The organism is Streptomyces pactum (assembly GCF_016031615.1).
Classification (GTDB): domain Bacteria; phylum Actinomycetota; class Actinomycetes; order Streptomycetales; family Streptomycetaceae; genus Streptomyces; species Streptomyces pactus.
In genome coordinates, this window is record NZ_JACYXC010000001.1 from 3,411,070 (window position 1) to 3,428,450 (window position 17,381).

Sequence of the window (17,381 nt, forward strand, 5' to 3'; positions counted from 1 at the left end):
CGACCGCCGCCGCCACCTACCTGGGCGGTCCCGGCGCCCGCGGCGCTCCCGCCCTCCCGGGACCGAACGCCACCGTCGGGGACCGACCGCCACCGCCCGGACCGACCCACCGCCCGGGGACCGGCCGCCGGACACGCTCGCCGCGCGCCCCACCATGTCCATCCCCACCCGTGACCCTGCGAGGAGCATCCGATGACCACCACCGGCACGGGGCCGGCCCGGCCCCGGGAGCGGGTCGAGGCGGCCGACTGGGTGGCGCTCGCCGCCGAGCTGGACGCCGCCGGCTGCGCCCTCACCCCCCAACTGCTGACGACCGAGGAGTGCCGGGAGATCGCCGCGCTCTACACCGACGCGGCGCGCTTCCGCGCCACCATCGACATGGCCAGGCACCGGTTCGGGGCCGGGCAGTACCGCTACTTCGCCCGTCCCTTCCCGGAGCCGGTGGAGGAGCTGCGGCAGGCGTGTTACGTCCGGCTGCTGCCCATCGCCCGCGAGTGGGCGCGACGGCTCGGCCGCCCGGCGCCCTGGCCGGACACCCTGGACGAGTGGCTGGAGATGTGCCATCGGGCCGGCCAGACACGGCCCACCCCCATCCTGCTGCGGTACGCGGAAGGCGACTGGAACGCCCTCCACCGCGACCTGTACGGGGATCTGGTCTTCCCGCTCCAGATCGTGATCGGCCTGGACGACGCCGGCACCGACTACACCGGTGGCGAATTCCTGCTGGTCGAGCAGCGGGCTCGGGCGCAGTCCCGGGGCATCGCCACCGTGCTGCGGCAGGGCCACGGCCTGGTGTTCACCACCCGCGACCGCCCGGTGCCGTCCGTCCGTGGCTGGTCCGCCTCGGCGGTACGGCACGGGGTCAGCGTCGTACGCTCGGGTACCCGGCACACCCTGGGCCTGGTCTTCCACGACGCGGCATGACCACATGACCGGTGACCGGGAGCGTGACCGCCCGGCGGGCGGTCCGGCCGGGCCGGGCCCCCATCCACCCGGCCCACCCAGCCCACACGACCCACCAGGCCCGACCGGCCCCCGCCCACCGGCCCGACCGGGAAGCCGGACACCGGCCGACCCCGGAGGGGGCCGCAGGCCCGGCGCCGGTGTCGGTATCGGTGTCGGCACCGTACGGAACGGAGAGGGAGGCACGACCGGTGCGGAACGGGAACGAACCCACGCTCTTCGACTGGCCCGGCGACCCCGCCGGCCCCGCGGGACACCACGACCCCAACAGCTCCCCGGCCCCCACCGACCTCACGGCAGCCGCCGGAGCGGACGGCATCGTGGACGGCAGTGCGGTCGGCAGCACGGCCGGCGGCCCGGTGGTGGTCGCCCCCGGAGCGGTCCATGTGCCGGGCTGGCTGGGTGTGGGCGCGCAGCGCCGTCTGGTCGAGGTGTGCCGCCGGTGGGCGGTCGGCCCGGTGCCGATCCGGCACACCCGGCTGCCACGCGGCGGCGTGATGTCGGTCCGTACGGTGTGCCTGGGCTGGCACTGGCAGCCGTACCGGTACACCCGTACCGCCGATGACGTGAACGGGGCCCGGGTGGCACCGTTCCCGGAGTGGCTGGTCCGGCTGGGCCGCCGCGCGCTGGTGGCGGCGTACCGGGACCCGGCGGCCGGGGACGGCTACCGGCCGGACACCGCGCTGATCAACTTCTACGACGACCGGGCCCGGATGGGCATGCACCAGGACAAGGACGAGCGCTCCGGGGCGCCGGTGGTGTCGCTGAGCGTCGGCGACAGCTGCGTGTTCCGCTTCGGGAACACCGAGAGCCGGGGCCGGCCGTACACGGACGTCGAGCTGGCCTCCGGGGACCTGTTCGTCTTCGGCGGACCGGCGCGGTTCGCGTACCACGGCGTGCCCAGGGTCCTCCCGGGCAGCGGAAACCCGGCCACCGGCCTGGCCCGTGGCCGTCTCAACATCACCCTGCGGGTCACCGGCCTGCCCGGCTGATCCGGCCCCTCCGCGGGCCACGGCCGTACCCCGCCGACGCCCCGGCCCACCGGCCCGAGGTGCCAGTCGAGCCCCACCGGCCCACCGACCGGCCACCACGCCGTCACCGGCCCACCGTGCCAGTCGATCCCCCGGCCCACCGGTCCGCCCCCGGGCGTCCGGGCGTCCGGGCGTCCGTGCGTACGACGGTCCGGTCCGTGCCTCCCTCGGCCGTCGGCGGCCGGAAGACGCCGTCCCCCACCGGCCCGTGACGCGGCGGGCCGGCCGGCCCCACCGTCGCCCGGGTCCGTCCGGGTCGGCGGTCTACAGGTCGAACTCCGCCGGGTCGATGCCGACGGCGAAGCACACCTCCCGCACCAGGGCCTGCTCGGTCTTGTCGAAGTCACCGTCGGCGCCGCCGATCACGATGCCGATCTGGATTACCGCACGCGCCTCGGTCGGCTTCTTCTGCACCTTGCCGATGGTCTGCATGAGGCCGACCTTGCCGAGCGAGAAGTCCGCGGTCAGCTTGGCCAGGTTCTCGTCGAACCGCCGCTGGAGGTCGTCGGCGGGGAAGTTCCGCAGGACGTCGTTGGTTGCGATCAGCGAGGCGACCCGCTGCCGCTCGGCCGGGTCCACCTGCCCGTCGGCGGCGGCCACCAGCGCGCACATCGCCATGCTGGCGTCTCGGAAGCCGCCGCTCTTCAGCTCGTTCTTCTTCGACTGCAGCTGGGTCTGCATCGTCTGGGCCGAGTCCCTCAGCCGGTCCCACAGAGCCATGTGCCATCTCCTCGTGTCGTCGTGGGTGCACTGACTCAACTGCGGCGGGGGGTGATGAAGTTCCCCCAGGGGCCTCCGGGACCCGCCGGAGAGACCTGCGGAGCCCCACCTCAGGGGCGTGCGGGGCGGCGCCGGAGAGACGTCCCGGGCCGGCCGGGGGGACGGGTGCCGGTCGCCCCGCCGCCGTTCCGGCACCGGTCCCGGAGCCCTTCGCCCCCGGCCGACGGGCCCCGACCTCCCGCCGGCCGCCGCCGTGCGGCACCGCGAGGCGACGGCCGGGGGCCCCGTACGCCCCGTGCGCTGCGTGCGCTCGCGCGTTTCCTTCGCTCCGTGGGGTCCGCCGGGCTGCGCCCGGCGGCGGCGGTCAGGCCGCGGGCGGGCCGACGGGGAGGGGGCGTACCTTCCCCTCCAGCATCGCGCCCAGGCCCTCCACCGCACAGATGTCCGGGCGCTCCGCCACGTGCACCGGCATGCCCGTGGCCTGCCCGATCATGCTGTCCAGGCCGGGGAGCCGGGCGCTGCCGCCGGCCAGCATGATGCCCCGGTCGCCCAGGTCGGCGACGAGGTCGGGCGGGCAGCGCCGGAGCACCGACCCGATGGTGTCGATCACCGCCGTCATCGGCACGTGCGTGGCGTTCCGTACCCCGTCGGCGTCCACCCGTACGGAACGGGCCCGGCCGGTGACCACGTCCCGGCCGTGCACCTCGGCGCCGCTCGCCGCGTCCGGGCCGCTCAGCACCAGGTGCAGCGGGCGGACCGAGTGCCCGGCCAGCATCACCTCGTGGCGGGTGCGCAGGTGCTGCACGACCGCACGGTCGATCGCGTCACCGCCCACCGGAACGCTCTCGGCGGCCACCAGGGCCCCCAGCGAGAGCACCGCGACCTGCGTGGTGGTGGCGCCGCACACCACGATCATGGTGGCTTCCGGCTGTTCCACCGGCAGACCGCAGCCGACCGCCGCGGCGACCAGGGTGTCCACCAGTTCCACCCGGCGGGCACCGAGCCCGGTCAGGGTCTCCACGGCGGCGGTCTGGGCGAGCGGATGGGCGTCGAACGGGGTGCACGCGGCGGCGCGCAGCAGCGGTTTCCGCCGCCAGGCGCGGCGCACCTTCTCCCCGACGAACTGCCGCAGCATCCGCTGCGCCATCGTGATGTCCACCACGGCGCCGCCGGAGATGGGGCGGACCACCGCGATGTGGCCGGGGGTGCGCCCGGCCATGTTCTCGGCGGGCGTGCCGACCGCGATCAGGCCGCCGGTCCGCAGGTTCACGGCACAGACGCTCGGCTCGTCGACGATGAGTCCGGTGCCCTTGAGGTAGACGCGGGTTCGCGCGGCACCGAGATCGACGGCTACCGAACAGCGGCGTAGTTGCTCCAGGCTGAGGGACATGGCATGTACTCCCGGTGGGCGGTGTACGGGCCGCCCGCCCGGCGGCCCTCGCACCATCGTGAGCCGACGGAGGCCGTCCCGCGCAGTAGGCTGCGCCGCGCGAGTGAGTGACCGTCAGAAAATCCGAATTCCCGGTGACCGCACCGCGTCCGACGCCCCGTCAGCGTCGGCACCGCCGGTTCGCCGACGCGGGCACGGCGTGCACCGCCGGTACGGCGGGACGGGCAACGGCGCGAGCACCGATACGGGGAGGGGGACGGGCACGGCGCGACCGCCGGTTGGCCGGGACACCGGCGCGGGCCGCCAGGCCACCGGCGTGGGCTCACAGGCCCCCGGCGCCGCCGGACCGCCGGCGCGTCGGGCGCCCGGCGGCCGGCCGTCGGGCAGTCCCTCGCCGGCCGGCCGCCGGAACGCGGCGCCCGGCGGGCATCCTGCCCCGGAACGTGCCCCGCCGACCGGTGTCAGGGACGTACGCCCCCCTGTCCCCCGACCCGTCGCCCGCCGCTTCCGCCGCCCGGCCGTCAGAGGTCGGCGTCCACCGGTCCGCCCTTGGCGTCGGCGTAGCTGTCCACGACCGCGAGGGTGAACGGGAACCGCACCGGCGTGTCGCCGAAGGCGATCCGGCCGGCCCGGTCCCCGGCGGCGCGGATGGCCTCGCCGACCCGCTCGGCCTCCTCCTCGGGACAGTGCACGATCACCTCGTCGTGCTGGAAGAAGACCAGTTCGGCGCGGAGCGGGGCGAGCGACTGCCGCAGGGCCGCCAGCATGATCACGGCCCAGTCGGCGGCGCTGCCCTGGACGACGAAGTTCCGGGTGAACCTGCCGCGGGCCCGGGCCCCGGCGCCACCGCCCGGTGCCGCCGGACCGTCCTCGGCCGGCGGCAGGCCGGCCTCCTCGTACGGGTCACCCGCGGTGTCGGCGGGCGGGCAGGTGCGGCCGAGCCAGGTGCGGACCAGCCGGCCCTCCTCGCCGGCCCGGGCCGCCTCGTCCACGTACTCCACGGCGGCCGGGAAGCGGCGGCGCAGCGCGGCGAGGTTCTTCAGGCCGTCCCCGGACGTCTGCCCGTAGATCGCGCCCAGCAGGGCCAGCTTCGCCTGCTCGCGGTCACCGGAGAAGGCCCGGTCGGACAGCGCCGCGTACAGGTCCCGGTCGCTGCCGGCCACCTCCATCAGGCCCGGATCGCGGGAGATCGCCGCGAGCACCCGCGGCTCCAGCTGGTCGGCGTCGGCGACCACCAGCCGCCAGCCCGGGTCGGCCATCACCGCCCGCCGCACCACCTTGGGGATCTGCAGCGCCCCGCCCCCGTTGGTGGTCCAGCGTCCGGAGACGGTGCCTCCGGGCAGGTACTCGGGGCGGAACCGGCCGTCCCGCACCCAGGTCCGCAGCCAGGCCCAGCCGTGGGCGGTGTGCAGCCGGTAGAGCTTCTTGTAGCGCAGCAGCGGCTCCACCGCCGGGTGGTCGATCCGCCGCAGCTCCCAGGCCCGGGTCGAGGAGAGCGCGATGCCGTCGCGGGCGAAGGCCCGGATGACCTCCGCGGGCAGGTCGGGACGCACCCGCGGCGGGGCGCCGCCGGAGCCCGGCCCCTCCCCGGTGGCTCGCCGCTCCCCCGTCGGCCGCCGTTCCCCGGTGGCTCGCCGCTCCCCGGCCGGCCCCGGGCCGGTGGTGGTCACGGTGCCCGCGACGGGCGCCGCCACGGGGCGGGCACCGCCGGCGGAACCGGTGGCCCGGTGGCGGTCGAAGGCCCGGGACACCTCGTCCGCCAGCTCCGCCAGCCGCTGCGGCTCCAGCCCGCCCGGGTAGCGTTCGCCGAGGAGTTCGTCGAGCAGTTCGCGGTGCACATCGGCGCGCCAGGGCACCCCGGCCCGCCGCATCTCGGCGGCCACCAGCATGCCCGCGGACTCCGCCGCGATGAGCAGCCGCATCCGGGCCGGGTGGGTGGTCTGCCCGGTGCGGGCCAGCTGCCCGGCGTAGACGGCGAGCAGGGCCTCCATCGGGTCGGTGCCGGGCGGCAGCGGCGACCCCTCGGTCTCGAACAGCGACGGCTGGCTGTCCGCGGCCCGCTGCGGACCCCGGCCGGAGCCCGCCGGCGGCGGGTCGTCGGGCACCGGCAGACCGCGCAGCCGGGCCCAGGCGGCGGCCAGCGAACGCGGCTCCCCGGACCGCCCCTCGTGCCCGAGCAGCAGGTTCTCCGCCGCCTCGACGTCGTAACACCGTTCGACCCGCAGGCCGGCGGCGAGCAGCCGCGGATACACCGCGGCCGTCGCCCGCCAGACCCAGCGGTCCACCTCCGGACGGGAGCGGATGGCCGACGCGAGGCCGCCCGCGTCCGTCACGACCGGTCCGGCTGCCCGTCCGGAGGAGTCGAGCGGGCAGAGACGAACACCCCCGTCGTCCATCTCCGCCAGCGCCCACCTCATGATCCGAAGTCTGGCAGGAGGGTCTGACAATCGCCGCCGACCTGCACCGATGGCCCCATGAGGCAGTGATCCGGCGGTGATCCGGTGCCGCTCCGGCGCCGGATCCGCTGTATGGGGGGAGCACTCGGGACGGGGGGCGGCGGGCGAACAGTGGCCCGGGGGCGGGCAGGGAGCGACGGGCGCCGGAGAAGGCGAACCGTGACCCGGGACGAGGGGGCGCGCGGCGGGCGCAGGGGCAGGCACTCACCCGTCGGCCCCGGGCGTACGGCGCCGGGCGCACGGGCCCGCGCCCCGCACCCCCCGCCCGGTTCCCACCCCCGGTCGGTTCCGCACCCCCGGACCGGAGCCGGATCACCAGCTGGACTTGCGCACCCCCGGCAGGAAGCCCGCGTGCGCCTGGGCCCGGAGGTTGACCCGGGACAGGCCGAAGGCGCGGAAGTAGCCGCGCGGCCGGCCGTCCACGCCGTCCCGGTTGCGGACCCGGGTGGCGCTGGCGTCCCGTGGCTGGCGGCGCAGTTCCCGCTGGGCCGCGGCCCGCTGCTCGGCGGAGGTGGCGGGGTGGCGGATCAGCTCCTTCAGCTCCGCCCGGCGGGCGGCGTACCGGGCGACCACGGCCCGCCGCTGCTCGTCCCGCGCGATCTTGCTCTTCTTCGCCATCAGACCTTCCCTCCCCGGGCACGGATGCGGGCCACCGCGGCCTCGACGCCGATGGCGTCCACGGTCTTCACACCCTTGGCGCTGAGCGTGAGCCGGACGTACCGGCGCTCGGAGGCCAGCCAGTAGCGCCGCCGCTGGATGTTCGGATCGAAGCGGCGCGGGGTGCGCCGGTGGGAGTGGGAGACCGAGTTGCCGAAGCCGGGGGTCCGGCCGGTCAGCTGGCAGTGGACGGACACGGGTCAGCACCTCCCGCTAATGAAAATGGAAACCATTTCTGTATAGTAGCCCGTATGGCCCGCAACGAACTACGCCCCGTGATCAAACTCCGGTCCACCGCCGGCACCGGCTACACCTACGTCACCCGGAAGAACCGCCGGAACGACCCGGACCGGATGACGCTGCGCAAGTACGACCCGGTCGCCGGGCGCCACGTGACCTTCCGCGAGGAGCGCTGACCGGCCGCCTCCACCACCCACCGCACACAGCGCCCACCGCACACAGCGCCCACCACCCACCGCGCCCACCGCACACCGACCACCGCCCCCACCGGCCACCGCCCGCCCGCCCGCGGCCCTGCCGGACCGGGGCCCGCGGCCCCGCGCTCCCGCCCGGGGCGCCGCACCCCCGCCGGGCGCCGGCGCCCGCGCGCACGCCGCCAGTGCCACGACCGTCCCCGGGCGGGCGCCCACCGGTATCCGCGCCCCGACCCCGCGCCGGGGCCACCGGGCCCAGCGCGCCGCGCACCCACCGAGCCGAAGAAGCTGAAGGAGTCCCGTCATGAAGCCCGGCATCCATCCCCCGTACGGCCCCGTCGTCTTCCGCGACCGGGCCGCCGGTTACGCCTTCCTCACCCGGTCCACGGCCACCGCCGACCGGACCGTCGAGTGGGAGGACGGCAACACCTACCCCGTCATCGACGTCGAGATCTCCTCGGCGAGCCACCCCTTCTACACCGGGACCGCCCGGGTGCTGGACACCGCCGGCCGCGTCGAGCGCTTCGAGCGCCGCTACGGCCGCGCCGCCCACCGGGGTGACCGGTGACCGGCGCCGGCCCGCTGCCGGTCGCGGTGGTCGCCGGACTGCACGTCGACGCCCGGCGCGCGGCGGTGGACCGGCTGCTGGCGACCGTGCCGGGCAGCGTCGCGCTCCACCACGACCTGGCGTCCGCGCCGGCCGGTACCGTGCGGCGGACCGTGCGGGACGCCCGGTCGGTCCTCGACCAGGGGGAGGCGCCGCTGGTCAACGACTGCGCCTGCTGCGCGCTCCGGGAGGACCTGGTGCCGGAGCTGAACCGGCTGGCCGCCGCCGGGTGCCGGCTCGCCGTGGTGGAGCTGTGGGATTCGGTGGAACCGCAGGCGATGGCCGAGGTGGTGGCCGCGCACAGCGGCACGGAACTGCGGCTGACCGCGGTACTCACCGCCGTGGACCCCGCCCTGGCACTGCCCTACCTCAGCTGCGGCGACGACCTGGCCGAGGTGGGGCTGGCCGCCGCCGCGAGCGACCGGCGCACGGTGGCCGACACCTTCGCCCGGCAACTGGAGTACCCGCCGGTCCTCGTCCTGGTGGAGGACGGCCCGGCCGCGGGTTCCGGCACCGGGGTGTCCGATGACGGGGACCCCGGTGACGGCCAGGCGATGCCCGGCGGCGGGCCGTACCCGGCCGGCGCCCGGCGGACCGGCGCGGCACCCGACCCGGCCGGCACCGCCGAGCCGGCCGACCCCGCCGATCCGACCGATCTCGCGCTGCTGCGCCAGCTCCACCCCACGGCCCGCACGGTCCCGGTGGACTCCCCGGAGCTGGCGGAGGTGGTGACGGCCGGCTTCGACGTGGCGGCCGCCGCCGACCGGCAGCACCCGGCCTGCGCCCTGCTGCCGCAGGCCGCGGACGAGGAGGGGGTCACCACCGTGGTGTGGCACCGGGTGCGCCCCTTCCACCCCGGGCGGCTGTACGCCGCGCTGGAGGAGCTGACCTGCGCCGCCGTCCGCAGCCGGGGGCGGTTCTGGCTCGCCGACCGGCCCGACACCCTGCTGTCCTGGGACGCGGCCGGCGGCGCGCTGTGCGTGGAGAGCGCCGGCCCGTGGCTCGCAGCGCTGCCCGACGCCGCCTGGGAGCTGGTGCCGGCCACCCGGCGGGTCGCGGCGGCGCTGGACTGGGACCCGGAACACGGCGACCGGGCCCAGCACCTCACCTTCACCTCACCGGGGCTGGACGCGGACCAGCTGACGGCGCTGCTGGAGTCCTGTCTGCTGACCGACGCGGAGTACGCGGCCGGGCCGGAGGCGTGGCGCGGTCTGTCCCACGCCTTCGACGACCTCCTCGACCCGGTCTGCTGACCCCGGCGGACCTCCCCGGCCCGCCCGCGCCCCCGACCCGCCCGCGCCCCGGGCGCGGCACCCGCCCCCGCTCCCCCGCTCCCGGGCCCCGGGCCCCGGGCCTGCCGCGCGGCCCGTCCCGACCCGGGCCCGCCGTCCGGGCCGTCCGTTACCCCGGCCCGGCGGCCACCACCGTACGAGAGAATGGGAATTCGATGACCCGGAACGGTACATCCCGCAAAAACATCAGGCCCCGGCCGAACCCTTTGGACGCCGCCGGCGTCACATATATCGACTACAAGGACACGGATCTGCTCCGGAAGTTCATCTCGGACCGGGGGAAGATCCGGAGTCGGCGGGTCACGCGCGTCACCGCGCAGCAGCAGCGGCGGATTGCACGTGCGATCAAGAATGCCCGGGAGATGGCGCTGTTGCCGTACGGCTCGCGGTGATCATCCGGATACACGGTGTGCACGTGCATCCGCTCATGCAGCCGCACATGAACGGGGTTATGATCCGGGACAGTTGACAGCTGCATGAACCTCGGAGAGCCCTGTGCACGACCACCTGTACAACGGTATGGCGGCATCGGACCTCCATGACGTCGTCTGGCAGAAGAGCCGGCACAGCAACTCGCAAGGTTCCTGCGTCGAATTCGCCAAACTGCCGGACGGCGGTGTGGCCGTGCGGAATTCCCGCTTCCCCGACGGGCCCGCGCTGATCTACACGCCCGCGGAGATCGCCGCACTGCTGCTGGGCGTCAAGGACGGGGAGTTCGACCACCTCGTGCTGGACTGAAACGGCCCGGTACAGCGTACGGCGCGGCCCGCGCCGGCCGGCCCCGTCGCCCCGTCCCGGCGGTCGTCCGGTGGTCCCCCGGTGGTCGTCCCTCCGGGGCCGTCATGCCCGGCCGCGGCACCGTCGCCGCGCGGGTGGGGCGCCGCCGTGGCGCCGGTGGGGCGGTGTTCAGTCGCGGGTCAGCCGGAACTGCGCCCAGACGACCTTGCCGCGCAGGGTGCCGCCGAGCGGGTGCCAGCCCCAGCTGTCGCTGAAGGACTCCACCAGGTGGAGTCCGCGGCCGGACTCCTGGGAGAAGTCGGCCTCACCGGCCACCGGGCTCGCCTCGCTGGGATCCCGCACCGCGCACACCAGCCGGGTGGTCCAGCGCATCAGATGGAGCCGGACCAAGGAGTCGGTCGCCCGCGCCGGGTCCGGGCCGGGCGGCACCGGCGCGCCGGGCGGCCGTACGCCCACCGGCGATCCGGCCGACGGCGAGCCGGCGGCGAGGGGTCCGGCCGCGGCTCCCGGCCCGTCCGGCGTGACGCCCTGCGGCAGCGCGTGCCGCAGGGCGTTGGTGACGAGTTCGGAGACGACCAGGGCGACGTCGTCGAAGAGATCCGGCAGCTCCCACTGGTCGAGCGTCCGGCCGGTGAACCGGCGGGCCCCCTTGACCGCTTCGTACCGCGCGGGCAGCGCACAGGAGGCGGAACCGGAGACGGCGGAGGGGCCGACTGGCGGGAGCCCTCTCCACAAGGGCTCCAGCATGGTCGATCCGTTGGTCCCCATGCGAGCACTCCTGCATTCGTTGCCGTGAGGTTCCTGGCTGGACCTCGTACGAGCTTGCACGTGCGCGACGCCCATCGTTCCCAATGCGCAGAGCAGATGCAAGGGCAGATGCACGTGCACGGGGGGATTTGGGCAAACCTGCCGCGATTCGACCGCGATTCTTCCTACGCCCTCTTGCGTAGGTGCCCCACATGAGTAACGACTTGTGCACAGCGCGGTGCCCGGAAGTGGCAGACTTCCCCGCCAGGGGCTACGGGGGTCGCGCCCCCCGAAGGGTGCGTTCCGTACAGGGAGGGTCACGGAAAATGACCGCAAGCGAGTCGAGCGGATCGGTGGTGCGCCGGATTCTCCTGGGCTCCCAGCTCAGGCGATTGCGCGAGTCTCGCGGCATCACGCGGGAGGCGGCCGGCTATTCGATCCGCGCTTCCGAATCCAAGATCAGCCGCATGGAGTTGGGCCGGGTGAGCTTCAAGGCGCGCGACATCGAGGACCTGCTCACGCTCTACGGCGTCACCGACGAGACGGAGCGCGCGGCACTTCTCGGGCTCGCCCGTGAGGCCAATGTGGCGGGCTGGTGGCACAGTTACGGCGATGTCCTGCCCGGCTGGTTCCAGACCTATGTCGGCCTGGAGGGCGCCGCGTCCCACATCGCCTGCTACGAGGTGCAGTTCGTGCACGGCCTGCTGCAGACCGAGGGGTACGCGCAGGCGGTCGTCACCCGCGGCCAGCCGCACGCCTGCGACACGGAGGTGGAACGGCGCGTCGCGCTCCGCATGGAACGCCAGAAACTCCTGGTGTCCGAGCGCGCACCGGAATTCCACGCGGTACTGGACGAGGCGGCGCTGCGCCGCCCCTACGGCGGCCCCGAGGTCATGCGCGGGCAGCTCCGGCACCTCCTCGCGGTCTCCGAACAGTCGAATGTGATTCTCCAGGTGATGCCGTTCTCCTTCGGTGGGCACGCCGGCGAAAGCGGCGCCTTCACGATGCTGCGATTCCCGGAATCCGACCTTCCGGATGTGGTGTATCTGGAACAGCTCACCGGTGCCCTCTACTTGGATAAACGGGACGAAGTGGTGCAGTACGAGCGGGTGATGGAGCGGATGGGGGCGGACAGTCTGTCGCCGGCGAAGAGCAGAGATCTGCTCCGGGACCTTCTCCAAAACACCTGATTTCTCACTAGGATGACGTTCCGTCAGGGCCGACGCACCCCGTGGGTGTCATCAGGCGCCCCCGTCTCCAGATAGGGATGGCATGTCCTACTTCTCCGAGCTGGCGTTTCAGTACATCGACGGCGAGTGGCGGCCCGGGAGCGGCTCCTGGGACATCGTGGACTTCAACCCGTACGACGGGGAGAAGCTCGCCTCCATCACGGTGGCCACGGTCACCGAGGTGGACCAGGCGTACCGGGCGGCGGAGCGGGCCCAACCGGAATGGGCGGCGACCAATCCCTACACCCGGCGCATGGTTTTCGAAAGGGCCCTGCGTATTGTCGAGGAACGGGACGCCGAACTGACCGAGGCGATCACCGCCGAGGTCGGCGGCACCCGGGTCAAGGCGGCCTTCGAACTCCACCTGGCCAAGGAATTCCTGCGGGAGGCGATATCCCTGGCCCTGCGGCCCGAGGGGCGGATCATCCCGTCCCCGGCCGACGGAAAGGAGAACCGCCTCTACCGGGTGCCGGTCGGGGTGGTCGGCGTCATCAGCCCGTTCAACTTCCCGTTCCTGCTGTCGCTGAAGTCGGTCGCCCCGGCGCTGGCGCTGGGGAACGCGGTGGTCCTCAAGCCGCACCAGAACACCCCGATCTGCGGCGGCTCCCTGGTGGCCAAGGTGCTGGCGGACGCCGGGCTGCCGGCCGGGCTGCTCAACGTGGTGATCACGGACATCGCGGAGATCGGTGACGCGCTGATCGAGCACCCGGTGCCCAAGGTCATCTCGTTCACCGGCTCGGACAAGGTCGGCCGCCACGTCGCCACCGTCGCCGCCTCCCACTTCAAGCGCTCGGTCCTGGAGCTGGGCGGCAACAGCGCGCTGGTCGTCCTGGACGACGCGGACCTGGACTACGCGGTGGACGCGGCGGTGTTCAGCCGCTTCGTCCACCAGGGCCAGGTGTGCATGGCGGCCAACCGCGTGCTGGTGGACCGCTCGGTGGAGCGGGAGTTCACCGAGAAGTTCGTGGCGAAGGTCGAGTCCCTCACGGTCGGCGATCCCAGCGACCCCGCCACCCTCATCGGCCCGCTGATCAACGAGACCCAGGCGGAGAACATCGCCGGCGTGGTGGAGCAGGCCGTCGCGGACGGCGCCACCGCCCTGGTGCGCGGCCCGGTCCGGGGCACGCTGGTCAGCCCGGTGGTCCTCACCGGTGTGGCGCCCGACTCCCCGGTGCTGCGCCAGGAGATCTTCGGCCCGGTCGCGATCCTGATGCCGTTCGACGGTGACGACGAGGCGGTCTCCCTGGTCAACGCCACCCCGTACGGGCTGAGCGGCGCGGTGCACACCGCCGACATCGAGCGCGGGGTGCGGTTCGGCCGACGGATCGAGACCGGCATGTTCCACGTGAACGACAGCACCGTGCACGACGAGCCGATCGTGCCGTTCGGCGGCGAGAAGTTCTCCGGCGTGGGCCGGCTCAACGGAGAGTCCACGGTGGAGAGCTTCACCACCACCAAGTGGATCTCCATCCAGCACGGCCGCAGCCGGTTCCCCTTCTGACGCACCGGCGGCACGGTCGGCCCCGCGCCGGCCGTGCCGTGCGGTTGCCGGCGGTGCCGTGGTGTGGTTGCCGGCGGTACTGATACAGGCCGCGCCGTGCCGGGTCGGCCGTGTCGTGCGGTGCGGCTTACGGCGGTGGCCGTGCCGTGTGGCTTCCGAGGCCTTGGCCGGCCGGTCGCCAGTCGGGCCGTCGGACACCTGGCCGGTCCCGGTGCCGGCCGTGGCCGGCCCGGTCCGGGACGTGGCCGGCCCTGGTTCCGGCCATGGCCCGACCGGTCCGGGACATGGCCGATCCCCGCTCCGGGTCGCGGCCGGTACCGCCGGTCACCCCGCCGGCCGCCCTCGGCCCCGCCGAGGAGAGCCAGGAACCCCGGCCCGACGGAAGCCAGGGGTGTCCGCTCGAACGGGCCCCGGCCCGACGGGGGATCCCAGACCGTCCACGCCGGCCGTTCCGTGCGGGCGTTCCCGCGCTCGCCTTCCCGCTCCCGTCCGGTAGTCCGGATCGCTCCGGGTCCGGCGGGAATCGAGGACCGTTCCTGTCCGCAAGTCCCCGTAGCGTCGCAGACGTCGGGAGAGACCGAGACCCAGGACGGAAGGCGGGACCCCATGCCCACGCTGGTGAACCAGGAAGCCCACGGCGACGAGGCGGGAGCCCTGCTGGGCTTCCTCGAAGCGCAGCGCGGCGCGATCCGGCGCACCCTGCACGGGGTGTCCGACGCGGACGCCGTGCGCTCCCCGTCGGCCAGCGAACTCTCCCTGGCGGGGGTGCTCAAGCACGTGGCCGAGGTCGAGCGGACCTGGGTGGAGGACGCCAGGGGCGTGCCGCGCTCGGTCCGGCGGGACGAGACCAACTGGCACCTGTCGCACCGGTTGGAGGAGGGCGAGTCGGTCGCGGGTGTGCTCGCCGTATGGGAGGAGATCGCGGCCGGGACCGAGCGGTTCATCCGTTCGCTCCCCGACCTCGACGAGACCTTCATGCTCCCCGAGGCGCCGTGGTTCCCCCGGGAGCCGCGCTCGATGCGGTTCCTGCTGCTCACCCTGATCCAGGAGATGGCCCGGCACGCCGGCCACGCGGACGTGATCCGGGAGACGCTGGACGGCAAGACCGCCTTCGAGCTGATCGACGAGGTGGCGGCGGCCGGCGCCTGACGGCCCGCTCGCCCGCCGGGCCCGGGCGCCCGCCACGCCGTCCCCCTGACGGGTCGGTCGCCCCTCGGGCCGGCGGGCGAGCCGGTGCGCGGGGTGCCGGACAGGACTCCGGACCCGGGAGCCGGGGCGCCGGGTCGGGGCGGAGGCACGGCGGCACCGGGCCCGGGCGCGGCGCCGCCGTGCGGGCGTCGCCTAGCCTGGAGCCGCGCCCGGGTGCCGCGCGGTGCGGCCCGGACCCGGTCCGGCCGCGGTGACCGTGCCGGGGCGGGGCGCGCGGAGCGAAAGAGGAGACGATGTCAGCGATCCGGCTGCTGGTGCTGGGCGCCGTCCGCCAGCACGGGCGCGCGCACGGCTACCAGGTCCGTAACGACCTGGAGTACTGGGGCGCCCACGAGTGGTCCGGCGTGAAGCCCGGGTCGATCTATCACGCGCTCAAGCAGATGGCCAAGCAGGGCCTGCTGATCGCCCACGACATCGCGCCCAGCACCGCCGGCGGCCCCCCGCGCACCGAGTACGAGCTGACCGACGCGGGCGACGCCGAGTTCTTCCGTCTGCTGCGGGAGTCACTGTCCCGCCACGACCAGAAGATCGACGAGCTGACGGCGGGGGTCGGCTTCCTGGTGGACCTGCCGCGGGACGAGGCGCTCGCGCTGCTCAGGCAGCGGGTGGCGGCGCTGGAGGAGTGGCGGACCGAGGTCGCCCAGCACTGGTCGCCGTCCGAGGCCACCCCCGAGGAGTGGGGGCACATCGGCGAGGTGATGAAGCTCTGGGTGCACTCCGCCGAGGCCGGCGCGGAGTGGACCCGCGGCCTGATCGAGCGGCTGGAGGCCGGCGCGTACGTCATGGCGGGCGAGGGCGAGCGTTCGGTGGACGTCCTGCCGGACGGGGTGGAGAACCCGTACGCGGAACGCGGCTGACCCCGGGACCGGCGGGACACCGCCCCGCCGCCGGGGCCGCGCCCGGTCGGGCCGGCTGGCGCACCCGGGGGCCGAGGCCGGGGCCGGTCCTGCCGCCGGCCGGGAGCTGGTCCCGGCGCGTAGGACGCGCCCGCACACGGCTCAGGGCGGCCCCGCGCGCATGCGCATGATGACCCAGGGCGGCAGCGGGAGACGACCCGGAACCCCGCTCCCTCCGGCATGGGAGCGGCCCGGCACCGCTTCCCCGACCCGGCACCCCGCCCCTCTCCCGACCCCCGGACCACACGCCGACCTGCCGAGCTGCCGGCCTCCGCACCCCACACCGGCTAATCAAGTTTGACTAATACGTCGAGCGGGCATAGCCTTCCCGGCGCTCCTCTAGTCAAGTTTGACTAGGAGGGATCCGGCGTGCTCGGGAAGGAGAGACGTTGACCGACAGCGACCCGGCGATCCTCGTCGAAGGTCTGCGGAAGAGGTACCGGGACAAGGAGGCCCTGTCCGGGCTGGACCTGACCGTGCCGCGCGGGGCCGTCCACGGACTGCTCGGCCCCAACGGCGCGGGCAAGACCACCTGTGTCCGCATCCTCGCCACCCTGCTCCGGTACGACACCGGCCGGGTCGAGGTGACCGGCTGGGACGTGGCGCGCCATCCGGACCGGGTGCGCCGGCGGATCGGACTGCTCGGCCAGCACGCGGCGGTGGACGAGGAACTGAGCGGCCGGCAGAACCTGGAGATGTTCGGACGCCTGTACCACCTGGGCGGGCGCCGGGCGGCGGACCGCGCGGAGGAACTCCTGGACCGGTTCGGCCTGCGCGATGCCGGCAACCGGCCCGCCTCCCGTTACAGCGGCGGCATGCGGCGCCGCCTCGACCTCGCCGCCGCGCTGATCACCCGGCCCGCGGTGCTCTTCCTCGACGAGCCCACCACCGGCCTGGACCCGCGCAGCCGGACGGAGGTGTGGAACGCGGTGCGCTCGCTCGCCGACGGCGGCACCACCGTGCTCCTCACCACCCAGTACCTGGAGGAGGCGGACCAGCTCGCGGACCGCATCTCGGTGGTGGACCGGGGCCGGGTGATCGCCGACGGCACCGCCGACGAGCTGAAGGCCGCGCTGGGCGGCGACCGGATCGACGTCGTGGTGCGTGACGCCGGACGGCTGTCCGCGGCCGCGTCCGTGGTCGGCATGGCCGCCCGCGCCGACACGGTGGCCACCGACCCCGACCGCCGACTGGTCAGCGCCCCGGTCGCCGACCGGATCGCGGCGCTCACCGCGACGGTACGGGCCCTGGACGCAGCCGGGATCGTGGCGGAGGACATCGCCCTGCGCCGCCCCACGCTGGACGAGGTGTTCCTCCACCTCACGGCGGAGGCGGGGGACGGAGCCGGGCCGACCTCACCGGAGGGCACCGGTTCGCCGGCACGGCCCACGGCACGCAACGGGCCGGCCGGACGGCGCCGACCGCCGGACCACGGCCTGCCGGCAGAACACGGCCTGCCGGCGGAACAAGGCGGCGCGACGAAACGACCCGGGCGGACGGAACCCGACCGG

The 17,381-nt window shown here is 74.7% G+C and carries 17 protein-coding genes and 1 pseudogene; 12 read left to right on the forward strand and 6 right to left on the reverse strand.

Annotation, left to right across the window (positions count from 1 at the left end; all coding sequences use genetic code 11):
* Nucleotides 1-192 precede the first annotated feature (192 nt).
* Both IHE55_RS13455 and IHE55_RS13460 read left to right on the forward strand, forming a co-directional pair.
* Complete coding sequence (locus IHE55_RS13455) at nt 193-924, forward strand: 2OG-Fe(II) oxygenase (protein ID WP_197989250.1); 732 nt, start codon at nt 193-195, stop codon at nt 922-924.
* 359 nt (nt 925-1,283) lie between these two features.
* On the forward strand, nt 1,284-1,955 hold the full coding sequence (locus IHE55_RS13460) for an alpha-ketoglutarate-dependent dioxygenase AlkB family protein (RefSeq protein ID WP_197991985.1): 672 nt from the start codon (nt 1,284-1,286) through the stop codon (nt 1,953-1,955).
* A gap of 303 nt (nt 1,956-2,258) precedes the next feature.
* Here IHE55_RS13460 and IHE55_RS13465 read toward each other — a convergent pair whose 3' ends face one another.
* The 5 genes from IHE55_RS13465 to rpmB form a co-directional block, all read right to left on the reverse strand.
* The gene (locus IHE55_RS13465) at nt 2,259-2,714 is read right to left on the reverse strand and encodes a tellurite resistance TerB family protein (RefSeq protein WP_197989251.1); all 456 of its coding nucleotides are present in this window, start codon (nt 2,712-2,714) and stop codon (nt 2,259-2,261) included.
* Between the two features lie 364 nt (nt 2,715-3,078).
* On the reverse strand, nt 3,079-4,104 hold the full coding sequence (locus IHE55_RS13470) for a rod shape-determining protein (protein WP_197989252.1): 1,026 nt from the start codon (nt 4,102-4,104) through the stop codon (nt 3,079-3,081).
* A 521-nt stretch (nt 4,105-4,625) separates the two neighbouring features.
* Nucleotides 4,626-6,521 carry a bifunctional 3'-5' exonuclease/DNA polymerase gene (locus IHE55_RS31220; protein ID WP_232265551.1) on the reverse strand — a complete coding sequence of 632 codons (1,896 nt, stop codon included), beginning with the start codon at nt 6,519-6,521 and terminating at the stop codon, nt 4,626-4,628.
* 351 nt (nt 6,522-6,872) lie between these two features.
* Nucleotides 6,873-7,178 carry a 30S ribosomal protein S14 gene (rpsN, locus tag IHE55_RS13485; protein WP_197989253.1) on the reverse strand — a complete coding sequence of 102 codons (306 nt, stop codon included), beginning with the start codon at nt 7,176-7,178 and terminating at the stop codon, nt 6,873-6,875.
* On the reverse strand, nt 7,178-7,414 hold the full coding sequence (rpmB, locus tag IHE55_RS13490; protein ID WP_197989254.1) for a 50S ribosomal protein L28: 237 nt from the start codon (nt 7,412-7,414) through the stop codon (nt 7,178-7,180). Before rpmB ends, rpsN begins: the two co-directional genes overlap by 1 nt.
* Before the next feature lie 54 nt (nt 7,415-7,468).
* Between rpmB and rpmG the strand changes: the two genes are divergently transcribed.
* The 5 genes from rpmG to IHE55_RS13515 all read left to right on the forward strand — a co-directional run bounded on the left by rpmG (nt 7,469) and on the right by IHE55_RS13515 (nt 10,288).
* Nucleotides 7,469-7,633: a 50S ribosomal protein L33 gene (gene rpmG, locus IHE55_RS13495; RefSeq protein WP_197989255.1), complete on the forward strand. Its 165-nt coding sequence runs from the start codon at nt 7,469-7,471 to the stop codon at nt 7,631-7,633.
* Nucleotides 7,634-7,955: 322 nt separating this feature from the next.
* Nucleotides 7,956-8,219, forward strand: coding sequence for a type B 50S ribosomal protein L31 (locus tag IHE55_RS13500; protein WP_197989256.1), 264 nt, complete (start codon nt 7,956-7,958; stop codon nt 8,217-8,219).
* Nucleotides 8,216-9,511 carry a GTP-binding protein gene (locus IHE55_RS13505; protein ID WP_307826647.1) on the forward strand — a complete coding sequence of 432 codons (1,296 nt, stop codon included), beginning with the start codon at nt 8,216-8,218 and terminating at the stop codon, nt 9,509-9,511. Before IHE55_RS13500 ends, IHE55_RS13505 begins: the two co-directional genes overlap by 4 nt.
* A 194-nt stretch (nt 9,512-9,705) precedes the next feature.
* Entirely contained in the window at nt 9,706-9,942 is a 237-nt protein-coding gene (rpsR, locus tag IHE55_RS13510) for a 30S ribosomal protein S18 (protein WP_197989257.1), read from the forward strand.
* A gap of 127 nt (nt 9,943-10,069) precedes the next feature.
* Nucleotides 10,070-10,288, forward strand: a complete 219-nt coding sequence (locus tag IHE55_RS13515; RefSeq protein ID WP_232266297.1) for a DUF397 domain-containing protein — start codon at nt 10,070-10,072, stop codon at nt 10,286-10,288.
* Between the two features lie 168 nt (nt 10,289-10,456).
* Here the strand turns inward: IHE55_RS13515 and IHE55_RS13520 are convergent, their stop codons facing one another.
* Nucleotides 10,457-11,056: an ATP-binding protein gene (locus IHE55_RS13520; protein WP_197989259.1), complete on the reverse strand. Its 600-nt coding sequence runs from the start codon at nt 11,054-11,056 to the stop codon at nt 10,457-10,459.
* 305 nt (nt 11,057-11,361) lie between these two features.
* Here IHE55_RS13520 and IHE55_RS13525 point away from each other — a divergent pair, with 305 nt between their 5' ends.
* The 5 genes and pseudogenes from IHE55_RS13525 to IHE55_RS13545 all read left to right on the forward strand — a co-directional run.
* Nucleotides 11,362-12,225, forward strand: a complete 864-nt coding sequence (locus IHE55_RS13525) for a Sco1979 family transcriptional regulator (protein WP_197989260.1) — start codon at nt 11,362-11,364, stop codon at nt 12,223-12,225.
* An 82-nt stretch (nt 12,226-12,307) separates the two neighbouring features.
* Nucleotides 12,308-13,765, forward strand: coding sequence for an aldehyde dehydrogenase family protein (locus IHE55_RS13530; RefSeq protein WP_197989261.1), 1,458 nt, complete (start codon nt 12,308-12,310; stop codon nt 13,763-13,765).
* 606 nt (nt 13,766-14,371) lie between these two features.
* Nucleotides 14,372-14,914, forward strand: a complete 543-nt coding sequence (locus IHE55_RS13535; RefSeq protein WP_197989262.1) for a DinB family protein — start codon at nt 14,372-14,374, stop codon at nt 14,912-14,914.
* Between the two features lie 293 nt (nt 14,915-15,207).
* Complete coding sequence (locus IHE55_RS13540) at nt 15,208-15,831, forward strand: PadR family transcriptional regulator (protein ID WP_197989263.1); 624 nt, start codon at nt 15,208-15,210, stop codon at nt 15,829-15,831.
* 428 nt (nt 15,832-16,259) lie between these two features.
* Nucleotides 16,260-17,204 (forward strand): annotated as a pseudogene (locus tag IHE55_RS13545) (ATP-binding cassette domain-containing protein); the annotation flags it as partial.
* Nucleotides 17,205-17,381 lie beyond the last annotated feature (177 nt).